A 19,855-nucleotide genomic window follows, 5' to 3' on the forward strand; every position below is an offset into this window, starting at 1 on the left:
CGGCCGGGCTCGCTCCCCCTCTGCTCGGCCCCGAAGCGGCGTAGGGTCGGTGCATGGCCACGCCTCAGACCCCCTACGACGCGGTGCTGCACGCCGCACGCGACGTGACCAAGCTCGACTCCGCCCTGGACGCGGAGATGCTCGGCAGCGCGCTGCTCGGCAGCGTCTACGCGATCGCGGAGACCGACCGGGACACCGCAGTACGGGAGTTCGTCTCCGGGTTCCTCGCCGCCACCGCCCGCCGTCGGGTCGCGGCGGCCACCACCATCCGGCAGGTCTTCGCCGCGCTGGTGCCGCAGGCCGAGGGCGCCGACCGGGTCCGCCCGGGCAGTCAGGCGCCGGTCTGGTCCGACCAGCTCGGCCGGGTCCGCCTGACCGGCACCTGGGCCTACGGCGACGTGTACGGCGACCAGACCTCCTACCTCGCCACCTTCGCCTACGACGACACCGTCGGCGGCCCGGAACACGCCCTGGTGGCCCTGGTCGACCACAACATCGGGATCACCAAGGACATCTTCGTCGGCGGGCCGGCGGAACGGATCCTGGACCAGGTCCGGCAGATGTGCGCGGACGACGAGCTGACCTGGTTCCGCGAGGAGGACCCGGCCCGGATGCGGGGTGAGGTTTCCCGGCACCTGGCGGTCACCGACGACCTGGGCGAGCTGCCCGGGGAGGGCTCGCTCGCCACGGACCGCGCGCTGGTCGGCGCCCGGCTGACGGTGCTCCCCGCCGGCACCGACCCGACCGGACCGGCCGAGGTGGAGCCGCTGTCCGCCGCCGAGCGCACCGACCTGGTCCGACGGTTCCTGGCCGCCCCGGAGGCCGCCCGGTTCGGGCTGGACGCGGTGGACGGCGCGGAGCTGGCGTCGCTGCACTTCTGCCTGAGCCTGCTGCTGGACCACTCGGCGACCTTCCCGGACGCCGACCCGATGCGGTGGAGCCCCGCCGTGTCCGGGCTCTTCCTGCTGGACTGGGTGCACCGGCGCGCGGTGCTGGACATGGACGACGCGGCCATGCTGCCCCGGGTCCTGCGCGCCTGGGCCCGGTACGCGGCCCGCCAGCGAGGGCTGCCCGAGGCCGCGGCGGCACAGACCGACGAGGCGATCGAGGAGATGGTGCCGGAGTTCGCCCGGCTCTACTCGACCGGCGAGCGGCGCAGCCCGGCCACCGCGGCGGTGGCTCAGCTGATGGCCGACGGGGTCGACCCGGACGACCCGGCCGCACTGGACGCCTGGATCGAGGCCAACCGGCACCGCCTGGCCGACGACGGCGCCTGACGGCCGGCGGCCGCGGTCGGCGGTCGTCGCCTGACGGCCAGCGGTCGGCGGTCGGCGGTCGGCGGTCGGCGGGTCAGCGGAGCAGGCCGAAGACCACGCCGGCGATCAGGGCGCCGAGTACCCCGCCGGCCAGCACCTGCGGCACGGTGTGGTCTCCCAGCCGGACCCGGGACCAGCCGACCGCGGCCAGCAGCGGCACACCGACCAGCAGCCGCCACCCGAAGGTCAGCACCAGGATGACCACCATGCCGGCGGCCACCGCCGAGTGGATGGACATCTTCCACCAGTGGCTGACGGACACGGCGACCACCAGGCCGACCAGACCCGCCACGGCCAGCGCCAGCACCGGGCGGGGTGCGCCGAGCACGGCCAGCAGAGCAAGCCCGGCGGCGACCGAGCCCAGGCCGACCAGCAGCGGCACCCGGCGCTGTTCGCGTAGCCCGATGTGGTGGTCGGTGAGCCGGCCGCGACGTACCCCACCGACGATGTAGGCGAACGGGATTCCGGTGACGAAGAGCGTGGCGAGCAGGCCCCAGGCGAGACCGTGACCGGTGCCCCGGGAGCTGTGCCAGCCGACGGTGACCATCAGCAGTGACACCAGGACGGCCGGGGCGCTCAGCTCGGTGACCAGCCGCGCGATCCGCAACCCGGAGCCGGGCTTGGCGGTGACCGGGCGGGGTTCCGCACCGCCGCCCACGCCACCGCCCCCCTCCGCGCCGTCTGATCGTCACCGTACCGCCGTGGGCGGGGGGAGGTGCCCGGGACCGGCGCGACGGGACGGGGGTCGACTACGCCACGGTCCTCCGGACGGGCACGCCGCCTGCCGACGGCCGGCGGGCCAGCGGGCCGGCGGGCCGGCGGGCCAGCGGGCCGGCGGGCCAGCGGGCCGGCGGGCCAGCGGGCCGGCGGGCCAGCGGGCCAGCGGGCCGGCGGGCCAGCGGGCCGGCGGGCCAGCGGGCCGGCGGGCCAGCGGGCGATGTCCCCTTGGTCCCTGTCGAGCTGCCCCAGAAATGGGGCGTCTCCGTCGGTTCACGAGTCGGCGGCGGGGCGTCTCCGTCGGCCCCACCAGTCGGCAGCGGGGCGTCGCCGTCGGCCTCATCAGTCGGTGGCGCGGGAGTCGTTCAACGATCGCCCCAGATGTGGGGCAGCTCGACAGGGACCACGCCGCGCACGCCGCCGGTGCGAGCGGCCGGTGAGCCGCCGCGCGCAGGGGACGGGCTGAGGGACGCCGGCGTGATGACCGGCGACGGCGAGTCGCCAGGGACGGTCGGTCCGGGCGTGGGCTCGGTGGCCGGCGCGGAGAGCGTGCTGGTTGGGGCCGGCGCGGAGAGCCTGCTGGTCGGGGTCGACGTCGCCGTCGAGGAAGGAGTCGCCGTCGCCGTCGAGGAACCGGTCGCAGTCGGCGTCGCGGTCGGCGTCGAGGAACCGGTCGCAGTCGGCGTCGCGGTCGGCGTCGAGGAACCGGTCGCAGTCGGCGTCGCGGTCGCCGTCGAGGAACCGGTCGCAGTCGGCGTCGGCGTCGCCGGAGCGGTCTGCGTCGGGGTCGGATCAGGGCCGGGCGGACTGGTGGGCGAGGCGGGCGGGGACGGACTCGGCGCGGGAGCGGGTCCTGCCGGTGTGCCGCCGCTGGTGGGGTGGGGCGCTGGCGGGGGCACCGCCCCCCGGCGTGGCTCCAGGACCGGCGGGCGCACGGCCCGCTGGGGAGAGCGCCGGGGCGCGAAGGGCAGCCAGCCCCCGGTCGCGCTCGCAACCGGGCCGGGTCGGGTCGGTACGGGGAGCGCCGGCTGGCTGGTCACCGGCAGCGGGAGCACCACCGGGCCGACCGACGGGGTGGGAATGAACGGGGTGCCGCTGTCCGGCATCGCGGTGCTGCCGACGGTGGCCGAGCCGGCGCTGATCGCGGCGAGGATCGGCATCGAGGCGGTGCCGGCCAGCAGCGCGACGGTGAACAGGTAGCCCCGGGTGGGGGCGCCGGAGCCGGGGGCGCGGTGCACGCCGACCACCCGGCGGTAGCCGCCGGTGGCCCGGTGCTTGCCGAGCGCGGGCGGGCCGGGACCGTCACCTGGCTCGTGCACCGCACACCTCCTGTCGTCGGCCGCCAAGCAAGCATGGAGGGCACGCGTCGACGGAGAACCCGGCAAACTGCCCGATCGGCGCGAGCCTGCGGGCATCAGCCTGACCCAGTAACGCTGCGTTGGCCAACCCTCCACAGCGTGTCGACACGCAGAGTTGGCCGAACGGTGACGAATCAGCGCTGGGCAGCCCTCCCGCCGCGCATGGCAACGAGGTGGGCAAAGGCCGCGAAGCATCTCGGGCTCCGAAAGGGGGGCGGGCGTACTGTGGGCCCGCTCACCTCCTCTGCGAATATGGAGCACGACGGCAACGCAGCCGCTACCTCCGCGCACCCTCGCGGCAGGCGCGGTGAGCGCCGGCGCTCCCGAACCGGGTTCGGCCAGAATCCGGCTCACGCCGCGCGGCAACCCCCACCGGGGCTAGGCGCGGCCGCCAGGAACCGGTCCGGCAGCAGCCGGACAGGCGCACGAGTTGCGCGGCCGGGTGACCCCCCGGTGCCGACGCAGACACGACAGGGAGACACGGATGGCAAAGGGCGACCCCGGGGTCACCACCCGCGGCAGGCGGGCGGCACCCCGCTCCAGGAAGGGCGCGGCCGGCGACCCCGAGCTGGTACAGCTACTCACCCCAGACGGTGAGCGCATCGAGAGCGCCACCGGGCCGGACGGCACAGAGTACCGCGTCGACTTCACCGACGAGGAGTACCGCGGTCTCTACCGCGACCTGGTGCTGGTCCGGAAGCTGGACGCCGAGGCGACCGCTCTCCAGCGCCAGGGCGAGCTGGGCCTCTGGGCCAGCCTGCTCGGGCAGGAAGCCGCCCAGGTCGGCTCCGGCCGGGCGCTGCGTACCCAGGACATGGCCTTCCCGACCTACCGGGAACACGGCGTCCTCTACTGCCGGGGCATCGACCCGATCATGCCGCTCGGCTTGTTCCGTGGCGTCGACCAGGGCGGCTGGGACCCGAACGAGTTCAAGTTCAACATGTACACGATCGTCATCGGCGCGCAGACCCTGCACGCGACCGGCTACGCGATGGGGATCACCATCGACGGCAAGACCGGCACCGACGACGGCGAGGCGGCGATCGCCTACTTCGGCGACGGCGCCACCAGCCAGGGCGACGTGAACGAGGCGTTCGTCTGGGCCAGCGTGTTCAACGCGCCGCTGGTCTTCTTCTGCCAGAACAACCAGTACGCGATTTCCGAGCCGCTGGAGCGGCAGACCCGTGTCCCGCTCTACCAGCGGGCCGCCGGCTTCGGCTTCCCCGGCGTACGGGTGGACGGCAACGACGTGCTCGCCACGTACGCGGTCACCCGCACCGCGCTGGACAACGCCCGGCACGGGCAGGGCCCGAGCCTGATCGAGGCGTACACCTACCGGATGGGCGCGCACACCACCTCCGACGACCCGACCCGCTACCGGATCGCCAGCGAGGTCGAGGCGTGGCAGGCGAAGGACCCGATCGCCCGGGTCAAGGCCTTCCTGGAGAAGCAGCAGATCGCCGATGCCGGCTTCTTCGCCGAGGTCGACGAGCAGGCCCGCCGTGAGTCGGTGCACCTGCGCGAGCGGGTGCTCGAGATGCCGAACCCGGAGCCGGTGACGATGTTCGACCACGTCTATCCCAACGGGTCTCCGCTGCTCGACGAGCAGCGCGCGAAGTTCAGCCGGTACATGGAGTCGTTCGAGGGGAGCGCCCACTGATGGCCACGGAGACGCTCACCATCGGCAAGGCCCTCAACACCGGTCTGCGCCGCGCCCTGGAGAACGACCCCAAGGTCATCATCATGGGCGAGGACGTCGGCAAGCTCGGCGGTGTATTCCGGATCACCGACGGTCTCCAGAAGGACTTCGGCGACCAGCGGGTGATCGACACCCCGTTGGCCGAGTCCGGCATCATCGGCACCGCGGTCGGCCTGGCCATCCGCGGCTACCGACCGGTCTGCGAGATCCAGTTCGACGGCTTCGTCTACCCGGCGTACGACCAGATCGTGTCGCAGGTGGCGAAGATGCACTATCGCTCGGGCGGCAGGCTCAGCATCCCCATGGTGATCCGGATTCCGTTCGGCGGCGGCATCGGCGCGGTCGAGCACCACTCCGAGTCACCGGAGGCGTACTTCGCGCACACCGCCGGCCTGAAGGTGGTGACCTGCGCCAACCCGCAGGACGCGTACGTGATGATCCAGCAGGCCATCGCCTCGGACGACCCGATCGTCTTCCTGGAGCCCAAGCGGCGCTACTGGGAGAAGGGTCAGGTCGACCTGGACGCGCCGCTGTCCGACGCGTACCCCCTGCACTCGACCCGGGTCGTGCGGCCCGGCACCGACGTCACCGTGCTGGCCTACGGCCCGATGGTGCGGACCTGCCTGGACGCGGCGACCGCCGCCGCCGAGGACGGCCGGGAGCTGGAGGTCATCGACCTGCGCTCGCTCTCGCCGCTGGACCTGACCGCGGCGTACGAGTCGGTGAAGCGCACCGGCCGTGTGGTCGTGGTGCACGAGGCGCCGTCCAACATCGGCCTCGGCGCCGAGCTGGCCGCCCGGATCACCGAGGAGTGCTTCTACTCCCTGGAGTCGCCCGTGCTGCGGGTGACCGGCTTCGACACCCCCTACCCGGCCGCCCGGGTGGAGGAGGAGTACCTGCCCGACCTCGACCGGGTGCTCGACGCCGTCGACCGCACCTTCGGTTGGTGAGCGACATGTCCCGGATAAAGACGTTCAACCTGCCCGACCTGGGCGAGGGGCTGACCGAGGGCGAGATCCTGTCCTGGCTGGTCAAGGTCGGCGACACCATCGAGCTGAACCAGCCGATCGTCGAGGTGGAGACGGCCAAGGCGGCCGTGGAGATCCCCGCGAAGTGGGCCGGCCAGGTGCAGGCGATCTTCCACCCGGAGGGCACCACGGTCGAGGTCGGCACGCCGATCATCGCGATCGATACCGACCCCGGCGCCGGCCCGCTGGACGCGCCGTCGACCACCGCCACTTCCGGCGGCGACCTGCCCACCCCGTCGGCCGCCTCGCTGGCCGCCGTCGAGGTGGCACCGGCCGAGGGCATGGTGGAGCCGGGCCTGATCGGTGGTCCGGCCCCGGGCGGGCGGACCGCGGTGCTGGTCGGCTACGGCCCGCGTACCACCGCGGCGAAGCGCCGCCCGCGCAAGGGTGCCGTCCCGGCCCAGGCCGCGGCGGCTCCGGCGGCGACGCCGCAGCCGGTCGCGCCGGCCCCGCAGCCGGTGGCCGCGGCCCCCGTGGTCGCTCCGGCCCGCAACGGGCACGACGGTCCGACCACCGGGGCGGTGCTGGCCAAGCCGCCGGTACGCAAGCTCGCCAAGGACCTGGGCGTCGAACTGGCGACGCTGACCGGGTCGGGCCCGCTGGGCTCGATCACCCGGGAGGACGTGCAGCGGGCGGCGAGCGGCACCACGGTCGCAGCCCAGCCACTGACCGTCACGGCACCCGCCACGGCGAGCGCGAGCTTCGGCGCGGACCGCGAGCAGCGCATCCCGGTCAAGGGGGTACGCAAGCTCACCGCCGAGAACATGTCCCGCTCGGCGTTCACCGCCCCGCACGTGACGGAGTTCCTGACCGTCGACGTGACCCGGGCGATGAAGGCGTTGGAGCGGCTGCGCGGCCGGCGGGAGTGGCGCGACGTACGGGTCTCGCCACTGCTGCTGGTGGCGAAGGCGGTGCTGCTGGCGGTCAAGCGCCACCCGATGGTCAACTCGACCTGGGCCGGCGACGAGATCGTGGTCAAGGAGTACGTCAACCTCGGCATCGCGGCGGCCACCGAGCGCGGCCTGATCGTGCCGAACGTGAAGGACGCCGGCCGACTCTCGCTGCGAGAGCTGGCGGACGCGCTCAACGACCTGGTGCAGACGGCGAAGTCGGGCCGTACCTCGCCGGCGGACATGTCCGGCGGCACCCTGACCATCACCAACGTCGGGGTGTTCGGGGTGGACACGGGTACGCCGATCCTGCCTCCGGGTGAGTCGGCGATCCTGGCCTTCGGCGCGGTGCGCGAGATGCCCTGGGTGCACAAGGGCAAGGTCAAGCCACGTCAGGTCACGACGCTGGGTCTCAGCTTCGACCACCGGATCATCGACGGCGAGCTGGGCTCGAAGTTCCTGCGCGACATCGGCGACTTCCTCGCCGACCCGGAGGCGGCGCTGCTCGCCTGGACCTGACGGCGGAGGAACGCCAGCCACGGCCGGTGTGCCACGGGTTAACGCCCGGCACACCGGCCGTGTCTGTTGGACGACGGAAACGTCGGCGGCCAGGCCCGTTCACCTTTGATTGTTAGGCGGGTGTCCCAGCTCACCTAATAATCGATGGAAGTTGGCCGCGTTCTGCGGTTGAATAGAGGCATCAAGGGGCTGACAACCGAATAGCCAGGAGGAGACCACCAATGAGCATGATCGAGCGAATCCGCAACCGCCGCGACGCCACCCGCCGCGCCCGTGCCATCGAGCACGCGCTGCGCAGCGCCAACTCGCCGGCGGTCCGTGACGAGATCCTCGCCATCGCCCAGCGTCACATGAGCTGACGCTCCACGACATTCCTCATCTCCTCCAGATCGATGGCCCATCCGGCTCGCCGGGTGGGCCATCGGCGTTTCGCCACCGCCTGACACCGGGATTCCGCCCCGCCGCAGCGCCCGGTACGGTGGGCTTCGGTCGCCGCCCGCCGGCCCGGTCAGTGTCGAGCCGATAGAAGCTCCTCGACACCGAACGGCAACGCGCAGTGACGACCGGTGCTCCCCGGACGCAGCCGCGCGACCACCGGATACGGTGCGGGGAGCCGGCACGGCCGGTACGCCGGCAACGCCGGCAGCCATGCCGAGGAGACCGATCGGCACCGGCGGCCGACATGTGATGGAGGAGGCGCACCCATGACGTCCGAGGGCCCGCACCGCACCGGCCAGGAGCCGGACGAGGTGTCACCGGGCGCCGGACCGGCGCCGTACGGCGACCGCCCGGCGCAGCCGGACAACGGCTACGGCGCCGCCGGACCCGACCTGGGATGGGCGCCCCCGCCGCCAGCGCGGCCGAACCCGTCCGCCCCCGCCTGGGCGAACCAGCAGGACCAGCCGCCGGCCGCGACCTGGGGTGCCGCAGCCGCACCGCAGGCCAACGACCCGGCACAGCCCGCCTGGGCCAGCGGTGCCGGCACGAGCGAGCCGCCGCAGCCCGCCGCCTGGACCGGCGGCGCACCCGAGTCGCCGCAGCCGGCCCCGTGGGGTGGGCCGCCGCAGCAGCAGGGCTGGGCACCGGAGCAGGGCGGCCCGACCTGGGCCGGCAACGCCGGTGCGCCGGAGCAGCCCGGCTGGGCACAGACCCAACCGGCCGTCCGGGGCGCCGCGCAGGTGCCGCCCGCCACCGCCGCCTGGCCCGCCCAGGACGACCCGGCCCGCTCCGGCGGGTGGCACGCCGACGCCGCTCCCCAGCAGGACGACCCGGCCCGCTCCGGCGGGTGGGGCACCGCTGGGCAGCCGGACCAGGCCGCGGGTGACTGGCGCACCGGCGCCGAGCAGCAGCAGCCCGAGCCGGCGCAGGCCGGTGGCTGGGGCGCTGGCGCGGCCCAGCAGGACGATCCCGCCCGCTCCGGCGGCTGGACCGTCGACTCCCCATCGGACGACCCCGCCCGCTCGGGCGGGTGGGCGGTCGGCGGCGCCGGACGGGACGACCAGCCCGCCTGGACGGCGCCTGAGCAGTCGCCTCCGGGCTGGGCCCAGGGCGACCCGGCCGAGCCCGGCCAGGGGCAGCGTGAGTCGGCCGCCCGCGGCGCCGCCCAGGTGCCGGCACCGGCGGCGTCCAACTGGCCCGGCCAGGACGACCCGGCCCGCTCCGGCGGGTGGGCTGCCCAGCAGCAGCCGGCGCAGCCCGCAGCCTGGGGCAACGGCGCCCCCGGGCCGCAGGACGAGGCCGCACCGCCCGCCGCCCGAGGTGGCGGGGAGGCCCGCCCGCAGCAGCCCGACTGGGTACTCGCGCCGCAGGACCAGCCGGAGCCGGCCGCGTGGAGCCCGCCGGAGCCGAACGGGACGCCGGTCCGGGCCAGCGCCAGCGTGCCCGGCACCGATGGCACGCCCGCCTGGGCGGCACAGGACAACCAGGCGCCGCGCGTCGGCGCGGTACCCGAGGTCGAGCCGTGGGCGGCCAGTGAGGCGTGGGGCAGCGCCGAGGCGGAGGTCCCGGCCCAGTCCCGCGGTGGCTGGGAGCACGACCGGGGCGAGGACGCGCCGGTCTACCAGCCCGCGCCCGCGCCGGGCATCTCGCCGGCCAACGCGGTGCCGCTGCCCCCGCAGGAGCAGCGCGTGCCGGGCGCCAGCCTGGCTGCCGCGCCGCCGGCTCCGTACACCCCGGCCCCCGCGCAGCCCGCCTACGAGGAGCCCGACGCCGCCCAGCAGTACGAGGCGGAGCAGGCCGGTTGGGGTCGCGGCGAGGAGCCCGCATCGGGTGCGGCCGTGTTGCCCGCCCCGCGTACCTCCCCGGAATCCGGTGCGGCGGCCCGTGCCGCCGTACCGCAGCAGCCCGAGGCGGACGTGGCGGCGGGCCGCGCCTCGGCCAGCGCATCCGTGCCGCTGGCCAGCCGGGTCATGCCCCCGACCGACCAGGCCCTGCGCCCGGCCGGCGCGCCCGCGCCGCAGCCCCGGGTGTACGGCCGCCCGGCCCAGCCCGAGCCGGAGAACGAGCCGGAGCAGGCCGAGCCGGCGGCGTTCCACGGCGGTCCCGGCTCGGAGCGGCGGGCCGCCCAGGAGTGGCAGCAGGCACCGGACCGGCAGAACGGACCGGACTGGCAGCAGGCACCCGACCGGCAGAACGGACCGGACTGGCAGAACGGTCCCGACTGGCAGGACAACTCGGACCGGCAGAACGGCTCGGACCGGCAGGGCGGGACGGACTGGCAGCAGGCGCCGGACTGGCAGCAGGGGCCGGAGCGGCAGGCCGGCCCGGGTTGGGGTGGCGAGTCCGACCCGCGCTTCGACGACCGCGACCGACCGGCAACTCCGAACGGCTTCCCCGAGGCCACCGCGTCCGCCCCGCCGGCGTTCCCGCCCGGCGTGCCGTCCTTCGTCGACGCGCCGAACAGCAACCGGCCGGTGAACGGGGTCCGGCCGCAGTCCGGTGGCGAGCGTCCGGCCGACCACTTCGGTGGCCCCGTATCCCCGGCTGCCGCCGGGGCGGCCCACGGCGGGCCCGGCTTCGGCCCCGGGCCGTCGGCCGAGCCGGGCGGCGGCTTCCCGCCAGCGCCCCAGCAGCCGGCGCCCTCCTGGGGCCAGCAGCCCTCGGAGTCGGACCAGAGCCGGTTCGACGCGTTCAAGCCGGATCCGGAGCCGAAGGCAGAGGCGCCGGTGCCGAAGGTGCGCAACGGTCGGGTGCTGGCCGCGGTGCTGGTCGCCGCGGTGCTCATCCTGGCCGTGCCGCTCGGCCTGCTCATGCTGCTCGGCAAGTTCGGCGGCGAGGACGCGGCTCCGGCCTTCGACCCCGCTGTCGGCACCTGCGTGAAGCAGTCCGGTCAGGGCGCGTCGGCGGCGGACTGCGGCGAGGCGGACGCGTTCACGATCGTCTCGAAGGTGGACGCCAAGGACAAGTGCGCCGACCCGGCCCAGCCGTACGTGGTGCTGCCCGGTGAGGGCACCAACCGGGTGCTCTGCCTCAAGCCGGCCAACAAGTAGACGACACGACGGCGGGGTCACGGGCGACCGTGGCCCCGCCGTCGTCGTTGCGGCCCCTCCGCCCGATGGGCGGCCGGTGGTCAGGCACGATGGGGTCATGAGCGCACGAGTACGGGCCCCCGAGCTGCGCGGTCGGGGCTGGCTGAACACCGGTGGACGCGATCTCACGCTCGCCGACCTCCGCGGCAAGATCGTGTTGGCTGACTTCTGGACCTTCTGCTGTATCAACTGCCTGCACGTCCTCGACGAGCTGCGTCCGCTGGAGGAGAAGTACGGCGACGTACTCGTCGTGATCGGCGTGCACTCGCCGAAGTTCGAGCACGAGAAGGACGCCGACGCGTTGGCCGCGGCGGTGGAGCGGTACGGGGTGCACCACCCGGTGCTCGACGACGCCGACCTGGAGATGTGGCAGCAGTACGCGGCCCGGGCCTGGCCGACCCTGTCGGTGATCGACCCAGAGGGGTACGTGGTGGCCACGATGGCCGGCGAGGGGCACGCCGAGGGACTGGCCCGGCTGATCGACGACCTCATCGCCACCCATGACGCGAAGGGCACCCTGCACCGCGGCGACGGCCCGTACGTCCCGCCCCCGCCGCCGGAGACCACGCTGCGCTTCCCCGGCAAGGCCGTACTGCTGGAGAGCGGCAACCTGCTGGTCTCCGACTCGGCCCGGCACTCGCTGGTCGAGGTGGCCGCGGACGGTGAGACGCCGGTGCGCCGGATCGGCTCGGGTGAGCGGGGCCGGGCCGACGGTCCGGCCGCGGTGGCGACCTTCTCCGAACCGCAGGGGGTCTGTCTGCTGCCCGCGCACGTCGCCGAGGTGGCCGGCTACGACCTGGTGGTCGCCGACACGGTCAACCACCTGCTGCGCGGCGTACGCCTGGAGACCGGCGAGGTGGTCACAATCGCCGGCACCGGGCGGCAGTGGCGTGCCACGGTCGACGACCACGCGCACGACGCGCTCGCCGTCGACCTCTCGTCCCCGTGGGACCTGGCCTGGTACGACGACAAGCTGATCATCGCGATGGCCGGCATCCACCAGCTCTGGTGGTTCGACCCGATCAAGCGGACCGCCGGCACGTACGCCGGCACCACCGTCGAGGCGCTGCGCGACGGGCCGCTGGCCGAGGCGTGGATGGCCCAGCCCTCGGGGCTCTCCGTCTCCGCCGACGGCGCCCGGCTCTGGATCGCCGACAGCGAGACCAGCGCCGTCCGGTACATCGAGAACGGGGTGCTGGGCACCGCCGTCGGGCAGGGGCTCTTCGACTTCGGGCACGTGGACGGGCCGGCGGAGTCGGCGCTGCTTCAGCACCCGCTGGGGGTGTGCGCGCTGCCGGACGGTTCGGTGCTGATCGCGGACACGTACAACGGCGCGGTACGCCGCTTCGACCCGGACACCAACCAGGTGTCCACGGTCGCCGACGGGCTGGCCGAGCCGAGCGATCTGGTGCTCACGCCGGCCGGCGAGGTGCTGGTGGTGGAGTCCGCCGCGCACCGGCTGACCCGCCTCGCCCCGGGCGCGCTGTCCGCGGCGGGCGCCAGCACGGTGGACGGACCCCGGCACCGTACCGAGCGCAAGCCGACCGACGTCAGCGCTGGCGAGGTCACCCTGGACATCGTCTTCACGCCGGCGCCGGGGCAGAAGCTGGACGAGACGTACGGTCCGTCGACCCGCGTGGTGGTCTCCGCCTCTCCGCCCGAGCTGCTGATCGAGGGAGCGGGCACGACCACCGAGCTGTCCCGCCGGCTGGTGCTCAACGGCGAGGTGGGCGGTGGCGTGCTCCAGGTGACCGCGCAGGCGGCCACCTGTGACGCGGACGTCGAGCACGCCGCGTGCCACCTGACGCGACAGGACTGGGGCGTACCCGTGCGGGTCGTCGACTCCGGCGCGTCCCGGCTCCCCCTGGTGCTGCGCGGCCTGGACGCCTAGCTGTTAGGAAGGGCCCCTTGTACAACAAAATCCGATAACAAGGGGCCCTTCCTTTCACGCGAACGGGGCGAGCGGCACGCCGGCGTCGATCAGGGTGGCGCGGACCAGTTCGGCGGCGGCGACCGCGTGGTGGGTGTCGCCGTGCAGGCAGATCGACTCCACCGGGCACGGAACGACGGTGCCGTCGACCGCGACGACGGTCCGCTCGGTGGCCATCCGCAGCGCGCGGGTGGCTACCTGCTCCGGGTCGGTGATCAGCGCGCCGGGGGCACCGCGGGGCACCAGGGTGCCGTTGGGCAGGTAGCCCCGGTCGGCGAAGCCCTCGGCGACCGCCCGTAGCCCGGCGCCGACGGCGAGCTGGGCGAGCATCGAGCCGGGCGCGCAGAGCACCGGCAGCTCCGGGTCGTAGTCGCAGACGGCACTGACCAGCGCCGCCGCCTGGGCCTCCTGGGTGCTGGCCGCGTGGTAGAGCGCGCCGTGCGGCTTGAGGTAGCGGACCTCGGTGCGGGCCAGCCGGCAGAACGCGGCGAGCGCCCCCAGCTGGTAGGTCACCTCGTCGCGCAGCTCGGCGAAGTCGTACGCGATGTGTCGGCGACCGAAGCCGGCCAGGTCCCGGTAGCCCACCTGCGCGCCCACCGCGACGCCCCGCCGGGCGGCGCCCGCGCAGACCCGGCGCATGGTGGGTGCGTCGCCGCCGTGGAAGCCGCAGGCGACGTTGGCGGAGGTGACGAGGTTCAGCAGCGCCTCGTCGTCACCGAGCCGCCAGATGCCGAATCCCTCGCCCAGGTCAGCGTTGAGGTCCATGGAATCTGACGGTAGTACCTGGCCGGGCCTGCGCGAGCGGGGTCACGTCGGCGACCACCCCGACGACGGGGTATCCGCCGGTGGTCGGATGGTCGGCGAGGAAGATCAGCGGTTGCCCGTCCGCCGGCACCTGCACCGCGCCGAGCACGATCCCCTCGCTGGGCAGCTCGCCGGCGACCGCGCGGGGCAGGGCCGCGCCGGCGAGTCGGGCACCGACCCGGTTGCTCACCGGGCTCACGGTGTACGCGGTGCCGAGCAGCCGGTCCAGCGCCGTCGGGGTGAACCAGTCCTCGCGGGGGCCGGCGAGCAGGGTCAGGTGCAGCTCTGCCGCTGGTCGCTCCGGGACGGTCAGGTCCACCGGTGCGGGGCCGCCGAGCGGGGCGCCGAGCGGCAGCCGGTCGCCGTCGCGCAGCGGAGGTGGGCCGAGCCCGGAGAGGGTGTCGGTGGCGCGGCTGCCCAGCACCGGGGGCACGTCGATCCCACCCGCCACGGCCAGCCAACTCCGTACCCCGTGGCGGGCCGGACCGATCCGCAGCACCGTCCCGGCCGGCACGGTGAGCGGCCGTCCGGTGTCGCCGGGCCGGGCGCCGGCGGTGACCGGTACCTCGGCGCCGGTCACGGCGACGGTGGTGGCCCGGGTCAACCGCAGCTCGCACCCGGTCAGGGTGATCTCCAGCCCCGCGGCCCGCTCCGGGTTGCCGACCAGTCGGTTGGCCAGCCGCAGGGCGGCCAGGTCCAGGGCGCCACTGCGGGGAACGCCGAGGTGCGCCCAGCCGGGCCGGCCCAGGTCCTGCACGGTGGTGAGCGCCCCGGCGCGGAGCACCTCGATCTCGCCGGTCACGCCGTCGCCAGCCGGACCCGGGTGCCCGGCCCGAGCCGGGCCGGCGGGTCGGCGCGCACGTCGAAAAGCACCAGATCGGTCCGGCCGACCAGCAGCCAGCCACCCGGGGACGCTCCGGGGTAGATCCCGGCGTACGGGCCGGCGAGGGCGACCGACCCGGCCGGCACCCGGGGGCGCGGGGTGGCCAGCCGGGGCAGCGCCAGGTCGGCGGGGAGCCCGGTCAGGTACGGGAACCCGGGAGCGAAGCCGCAGAAGGCCACCCGGAAGGCGGTGCCGGTCAGCCGGCGCAGCACGGCCGGCACGTCGACCCCCCAGTGCCCGGCCACCACGGGGAGGTCCGCCCCGTCGAACTCGACCGGCACCACGACCTCCGCGCCGTCGGGCGGGCGGACATCGGCGCTGGCGGCAGCGACGGTGGTTGCCCAGCGGACGAGCAGCCCGGCGGTGGCGTCGGCGTCGGGGAGGCCGTCGAGCAGGACCGTGCTGGCGGCGGGCACGATCTCGGCGGCGGCCAGTTCGCCGCCCTCGCGGCGCCGCCACAGCTCCGCCCGCCACGCCTCGACCCGGGCGGCCACGGGCACGTCGGCTGGAGGGTCGGGTTCCGCGCAGTCGAGCAGCAGGGCGTGCGCCCCGACGGGTCGGATCCGCATTCCGCCATCCTCGCCGACGCCGGCCGGCAGTGGTGTTCACGACGGCGGTGCCGGGAGTCACCAGCCGCACTACTTGCAAGTAACCTACGGTGCCGTAACCTGATGGCGTGACCACCTCCGCTCCGCTTCGACTCAAGCCGGTCGACATCGGTAAGCCCCGGATGCGCGGCTGGCTGCACACGTACGCGTTCTTCGCCGCTCTGGTCTGCGGCATCGTGCTCTGCTCGATCGCCGCCACCCGGCCGGGCTGGGCACCCCTGGTGAGCTGCGTCGTCTACAGCCTGACGGTCTGTGGACTCTTCGGCACCAGCGCGCTCTACCACCGTCGTGTGTGGTCGGAGCGCGGGTACCAGATCATGCGCCGCATGGACCATTCGATGATCTTCGTGTTCATCGCGGGCACGTACACGCCGTTCTGCGCGCTGCTGCTCACGCCTCGGCCGGCCACCGTCATGCTCGCCCTGGTCTGGGGCGGCGCGCTGGCCGGTGTGGCGCTGAAGATGGCCTGGCCCCACGCACCGCGCTGGGTCTCGGCTCCGCTCTACCTGGCGCTCGGCTGGGTGTCGGTGGCGATGCTGCCGGAGATCCTGCACCGCGGCGGCGTCGCCGCGCTGGTGCTGCTGATCATCGGCGGGGCGATCTACAGTGTCGGCGCGGTCTTCTACGCGCTGCGCAAGCCCGATCCGTGGCCGACCATCTTCGGCCACCACGAGTTCTTCCACGCCTGCACGCTGGTGGCCGCGATCTGCCACCACATCGCGATCTACTTCGCGCTCTTCGCCTGAGACCGCCCGCCCTCCGGCGCGGCCAGGTGGGCCGCACAGACGGAATCCGGGGCCCCGCGACACTGCGGGACCCCGGACCACGCGACGACGTCAGACCGGGCGCCCGGGGCGGCGCACCTCGCGGTACTCCCGCGTGACCTGGTCATCCTGCACCGGCACGACCCGCTCGGCCACCACGTGGTCCTCGCGGACGGGCGCGGCGACCACCGGACGGCGACGGCTGTTCCAGAAGTAGAGGGTGGTGAGCAGGCCCGCCACGCCGGCGAGCATCAGCACCCAGCCGACCACGGAGAGGTCCAGCCAGCCCAGGTCGGCCTCCACGGCGAATGCGAAGATCGCGCCCAGCGCGATCAGGAAAATGCTGGCACCAATGCCCATGTCTCGCTCCTCGGCTCGAAGCTGGCGTACGTCCCGCCGCGGCCGTCGGTGCGGATGCGGCACCCCTGGACTTACCCCGGCACGGAGATCGCCAATCGGGCAAGCTGGGGGCATGAGGGACGCGCATCCGGAGACGAGGACGCTGGTGCTGCTCCGGCACGCCAAGGCTGAGCAGGACATCGAGGGCCCGGACGCCGAGCGCATGCTCACCACCCGGGGGCAGGCCGACTCGGAGGCGGCCGGCGCCTGGATGGCCCACCACGGGCTGCTGCCCGACGTCGTGCTCTGCTCGACAGCCCGGCGTACCCGGCAGACCTGGCACGGGGTGGCGCTGGGCATGACTGGCTCACCGCCGGAGGGTGGCCCCGCCGGCCCCCGCCCGACGGTCCGCTACGAGTCGGACGCGTACGACGCGACCCCGGAAGAGCTGCTGACCCTGGTCCGCAGCGCGGACCCGACGGCCCGGACGGTGCTGCTCATCGCCCACAATCCGGGCATCTCGCTGCTCTCCGCGCTGCTCACCGCCGAGGAGCAGTCCGACGAGGAGGGGCTGCGCACCACGGAGTTGGCGGTGCACCGACCCAGAACGGACTGGGCGGGGCTGGACCGGGGCGGTGCCCCGCTCGCCAGCCGGCACACCGCACGCGGCTGAGCCACCCACCGGCGGGCGGTGGGTGGCTCAGGACGAACCGGTCAGGAGGGCGGTGCGGTCGGCGGAGGCGGGTCGGGCGGAGGCGGCATCATCGCGGTGGGGTGCGAAAGTCGGTTCTCCTCCACGATGAGCGTCCGCGCCCGCTTGCGCCGGTCCTGCCAGAACCAGAGCGTGGTCAGCAGCACGGCCAGCCCGGCGAGGATGAACACCCAGCCGACCGCCCGCAGGTCCAACCACCAGACGTTCGCCCGTATCGCGAAGGTCAGGATGGCGCCGATCGCGATGAGAAAGATGCCACTTCCTACACCCATGTGCGCTGCACTCCCCCGTGCGGTGGCTCTGGGCGTTCCCTGTCGTCGTCCCGCGACGGTTACCCGCCACGCCGCCCGCCTACCCGACCGGTGTCGCCGAATGCGGGCGCACGGGCCACCGCTGCGCGCGGCCGGCGCCCGAACTCCCCGCTGAAGCGGCCTGCTCGCACCCCGTTCGGTCGCCCTCGTACCCCACCCCACCACCTGCCGACTGCCGCCTTTGCTCTGCTTCAACCGACGCAGCGATTACCGGCCGTACCTGTTGCGTGGGTTGAAGCAGAGCAAAGGACGGTAGGCGAGGTTCGGACCGGCCTGGACCAACGCGACCAGTCCGACGCGCCGTCGCCGCCGTCCACGCAGAGCACGGGCCGCGCTCGCGGCATCCGGCCGAACCGGTCGAGCCGGTGGTGCGGTCGTGCCCCGGACAGCGCGACGGCCGACGGGCTGCTGCCCGCCGGCCGTCGGTGCCGGGTCGTGCTGGCCGGAGCCTTCACGCGTGCCGTGGCACGGTCAGAAGGCCTCCTCCGGCAGGTCCATGATCTCCAGGTCGGCACCCTCGATGATCCGCCGGTCCGCGCCGATGCGCGGCAGTACCTCACGGGCGAAGAACCGGGCGGCGGCCACCTTGCCGGTGTAGAAAACCTTGTCGGTGGCGGAGACTTCGCCGGCCAGCGCCTTGAGCGCGACGTCGGCCTGCTTCTGCAGCAGCCAGCCGACGACCAGGTCGCCGATGGCCAGCAGGAACCGGCGGCTGCTCAGGCCGACCTTGTACAGCGCGCGGGTGTCGCCGGCCTGCGCCTCGCCCAGCCAGCCGGTCAGCACGCCGAGCATGTTCTGGATCTCCGCGAGCGCCTTGCCGAGCGCCTGCCGCTCCTCCTTGAGCTGGCCGTTGCCCGCCTCGGAGGAGATGAACTCCTGGATCTCGCCGGCGACCGCCATGAGCGCCTTGCCGTTGTCCCGCACGATCTTCCTGAAGATCAGGTCGAGGCTCTGGATCGCGGTGGTGCCCTCGTACAAGGTGTCGATCTTGGCGTCCCGGACGTACTGCTCCAGCGGGTAGTCCTGGAGGAAGCCGGAGCCGCCGAAGGTCTGCAGCGCCTCGTGCCCGAGCAGCTCGTACGCCCGCTCCGAGCCGACGCCCTTGACCAGCGGCAGCAGCAGGTCGTTGACCCGCTTGGCCAGCTTGGTGGCCTTCTCGTCGCCGGCCGCCTCGGCGATGGCGACCCTGTCCTGCCAGGTCGCGGTGTAGAGGACCAGGGCACGCAGCCCCTCGGCGTACGACTTCTGCAGCAGCAGCGAGCGGCGCACGTCCGGGTGGTGGGTGATGGTGACCCGCGGCGCGGTCTTGTCCGCCTGCTGGACGAGGTCGGCGCCCTGCACCCGGCTCTTTGCGTACTCCAGGGCGTTGAGGTAGCCGGTGGAGAGGGTGGCGATGGCCTTGGTGCCGACCATCATCCGGGCGTACTCGATGATCATGAACATCTGCCGGATGCCATCGTGCTTCTCGCCCAGCAGCCAACCCTTGGCCGGCACGCCGTGCTCGCCGAAGGTCACCTCGCAGGTGTTGGAAACCTTCAGGCCCATCTTGTGCTCGACGTTGGTGGCGTAGACGCCGTTGCGCTCGCCCAGCTCGCCGGTCTCCTCGTCGAAGTGGTACTTCGGCACGACGAAGAGCGACAGCCCCTTGGTGCCGGGGCCGCCGACACCCTCCACGCCGACCGGGCGGGCCAGCACGTAGTGGACGATGTTGTCGGTCAGGTCGTGCTCACCGGAGGTGATGAAGCGCTTGACGCCCTCGATGTGCCACGAGCCGTCCGGCTGCTGGACGGCCCGGGTGCGGCCGGCGCCCACGTCCGAGCCGGCATCCGGCTCGGTGAGCACCATCGTGGAGCCCCACTGCTTGTCGATGAAGAGCTTCGCCCACTTCTTCTGCCGCTCGGTGCCCTCGACGTGCAGCACGTGCGCGAAGGACGGGCCGGAGGCGTACATCCAGACCGGGGCGTTCGAGCCGAGCACCAGCTCGGCGAGCGCCCACCAGAGGGCGCGCGGGGCGTTGGTGCCACCCAGCGCCGGCGGCAGGTCCAGCCGCCAGAACTCCGAGTCCATGAACGCCTGGTAGGACTTCTTGAACGACTCCGGCAGCGGCGCGGTGTGCGTGGTCGGGTCGAAGACCGGCGGGTTACGGTCACTGTCCGTGTAGCTGGCGGCCAGGTCCTCGCGGGCGAGGCGGTCGACCTCGGCGAGGAAGCTGCGCGCGGTGTCGGTGTCGAGATCCGAGTACGGCTCCTGGCCGAACGCCCGGTCCGCCCCGAAGACCTCGAAAAGGTTGAACTCGAGGTCCCGGAGGTTGCTCTTGTAGTGGGTCATGCTCACTGGCCCCGCTTCCGGACAGGTGTTACCGATCAGTAACCACGACTGTATTACTCGCGGGTAGCCAGCGACAAGCCGATCTCGCAAGTGACGGCGATTACACACTTCCGGTTCGGCCG

At 73.8% G+C, this 19,855-nt stretch carries 17 protein-coding genes; 10 read left to right on the forward strand and 7 right to left on the reverse strand.

Annotated elements, in window-relative coordinates; translation table 11 throughout:
- The first annotated feature begins 53 nt into the window (after positions 1 to 53).
- The gene (locus ACFOW4_RS02160; RefSeq protein WP_377523922.1) at positions 54 to 1,277 is read left to right on the forward strand and encodes a hypothetical protein; all 1,224 of its coding nucleotides are present in this window, start codon (positions 54 to 56) and stop codon (positions 1,275 to 1,277) included.
- A 73-nt stretch (positions 1,278 to 1,350) separates the two neighbouring features.
- On the opposite strand, the gene ACFOW4_RS02165 is transcribed toward ACFOW4_RS02160, so the two are convergent.
- Complete coding sequence (locus ACFOW4_RS02165; protein WP_377523923.1) at positions 1,351 to 1,974, reverse strand: phosphatase PAP2 family protein; 624 nt, start codon at positions 1,972 to 1,974, stop codon at positions 1,351 to 1,353.
- 536 nt (positions 1,975 to 2,510) lie between these two features.
- Between ACFOW4_RS02165 and ACFOW4_RS02170 the strand changes: the two genes are divergently transcribed.
- The 7 genes from ACFOW4_RS02170 (at position 2,511) to ACFOW4_RS02200 (ending at position 12,945) form a co-directional block, all read left to right on the forward strand.
- Positions 2,511 to 3,233: a hypothetical protein gene (locus ACFOW4_RS02170; protein ID WP_377523925.1), complete on the forward strand. Its 723-nt coding sequence runs from the start codon at positions 2,511 to 2,513 to the stop codon at positions 3,231 to 3,233.
- A gap of 642 nt (positions 3,234 to 3,875) precedes the next feature.
- A complete protein-coding gene (gene pdhA, locus ACFOW4_RS02175) occupies positions 3,876 to 5,051 on the forward strand; it encodes a pyruvate dehydrogenase (acetyl-transferring) E1 component subunit alpha (protein WP_377523926.1) in 1,176 nt (391 codons plus the stop codon).
- Positions 5,051 to 6,040, forward strand: a complete 990-nt coding sequence (locus ACFOW4_RS02180) for an alpha-ketoacid dehydrogenase subunit beta (protein WP_377523927.1) — start codon at positions 5,051 to 5,053, stop codon at positions 6,038 to 6,040. The genes pdhA and ACFOW4_RS02180 overlap by 1 nt, the downstream gene beginning before the upstream one ends.
- 5 nt (positions 6,041 to 6,045) lie before the next feature.
- Positions 6,046 to 7,527, forward strand: a complete 1,482-nt coding sequence (locus tag ACFOW4_RS02185; protein ID WP_377523974.1) for a dihydrolipoamide acetyltransferase family protein — start codon at positions 6,046 to 6,048, stop codon at positions 7,525 to 7,527.
- Positions 7,528 to 7,748: 221 nt separating this feature from the next.
- A complete protein-coding gene (locus tag ACFOW4_RS02190; protein WP_363762950.1) occupies positions 7,749 to 7,886 on the forward strand; it encodes a hypothetical protein in 138 nt (45 codons plus the stop codon).
- 345 nt (positions 7,887 to 8,231) lie between these two features.
- Positions 8,232 to 11,015, forward strand: coding sequence for a hypothetical protein (locus ACFOW4_RS02195; protein WP_377523929.1), 2,784 nt, complete (start codon positions 8,232 to 8,234; stop codon positions 11,013 to 11,015).
- Positions 11,016 to 11,112: 97 nt separating this feature from the next.
- Positions 11,113 to 12,945, forward strand: coding sequence for an NHL domain-containing thioredoxin family protein (locus ACFOW4_RS02200; RefSeq protein ID WP_377523930.1), 1,833 nt, complete (start codon positions 11,113 to 11,115; stop codon positions 12,943 to 12,945).
- Positions 12,946 to 12,999: 54 nt separating this feature from the next.
- On the opposite strand, the gene ACFOW4_RS02205 is transcribed toward ACFOW4_RS02200, so the two are convergent.
- Genes ACFOW4_RS02205 through ACFOW4_RS02215 form a run of 3 tightly spaced genes read right to left on the reverse strand, consistent with a single transcriptional unit; the run spans position 13,000 to position 15,240 of the window.
- A complete protein-coding gene (locus ACFOW4_RS02205; RefSeq protein WP_377523932.1) occupies positions 13,000 to 13,749 on the reverse strand; it encodes a LamB/YcsF family protein in 750 nt (249 codons plus the stop codon).
- On the reverse strand, positions 13,733 to 14,689 hold the full coding sequence (locus ACFOW4_RS02210) for a biotin-dependent carboxyltransferase family protein (protein ID WP_377523976.1): 957 nt from the start codon (positions 14,687 to 14,689) through the stop codon (positions 13,733 to 13,735). Before ACFOW4_RS02210 ends, ACFOW4_RS02205 begins: the two co-directional genes overlap by 17 nt.
- On the reverse strand, positions 14,587 to 15,240 hold the full coding sequence (locus tag ACFOW4_RS02215) for an allophanate hydrolase subunit 1 (RefSeq protein WP_377523933.1): 654 nt from the start codon (positions 15,238 to 15,240) through the stop codon (positions 14,587 to 14,589). Before ACFOW4_RS02215 ends, ACFOW4_RS02210 begins: the two co-directional genes overlap by 103 nt.
- 107 nt (positions 15,241 to 15,347) lie before the next feature.
- On the opposite strand from ACFOW4_RS02215, the gene ACFOW4_RS02220 reads away from it, so the two are divergent.
- Positions 15,348 to 16,025, forward strand: a complete 678-nt coding sequence (locus tag ACFOW4_RS02220) for a hemolysin III family protein (protein ID WP_377523935.1) — start codon at positions 15,348 to 15,350, stop codon at positions 16,023 to 16,025.
- A 90-nt stretch (positions 16,026 to 16,115) separates the two neighbouring features.
- On the opposite strand, the gene ACFOW4_RS02225 is transcribed toward ACFOW4_RS02220, so the two are convergent.
- Positions 16,116 to 16,403, reverse strand: coding sequence for a DUF6458 family protein (locus tag ACFOW4_RS02225; protein WP_377523937.1), 288 nt, complete (start codon positions 16,401 to 16,403; stop codon positions 16,116 to 16,118).
- 112 nt (positions 16,404 to 16,515) lie between these two features.
- On the opposite strand from ACFOW4_RS02225, the gene ACFOW4_RS02230 reads away from it, so the two are divergent.
- Complete coding sequence (locus ACFOW4_RS02230) at positions 16,516 to 17,055, forward strand: SixA phosphatase family protein (RefSeq protein WP_377523939.1); 540 nt, start codon at positions 16,516 to 16,518, stop codon at positions 17,053 to 17,055.
- 41 nt (positions 17,056 to 17,096) lie between these two features.
- Here the strand turns inward: ACFOW4_RS02230 and ACFOW4_RS02235 are convergent, their stop codons facing one another.
- Together ACFOW4_RS02235 and ACFOW4_RS02240 are read right to left on the reverse strand one after the other, a co-directional pair.
- Complete coding sequence (locus ACFOW4_RS02235; RefSeq protein ID WP_377523941.1) at positions 17,097 to 17,366, reverse strand: DUF6458 family protein; 270 nt, start codon at positions 17,364 to 17,366, stop codon at positions 17,097 to 17,099.
- Between the two features lie 510 nt (positions 17,367 to 17,876).
- Positions 17,877 to 19,733 carry an acyl-CoA dehydrogenase gene (locus ACFOW4_RS02240; protein WP_377523977.1) on the reverse strand — a complete coding sequence of 619 codons (1,857 nt, stop codon included), beginning with the start codon at positions 19,731 to 19,733 and terminating at the stop codon, positions 17,877 to 17,879.
- Positions 19,734 to 19,855: the final 122 nt, after the last annotated feature.

Source organism: Micromonospora sp. GCM10011542 (genome assembly GCF_042650685.1).
Taxonomy (GTDB): Bacteria; Actinomycetota; Actinomycetes; order Mycobacteriales; family Micromonosporaceae; genus Micromonospora.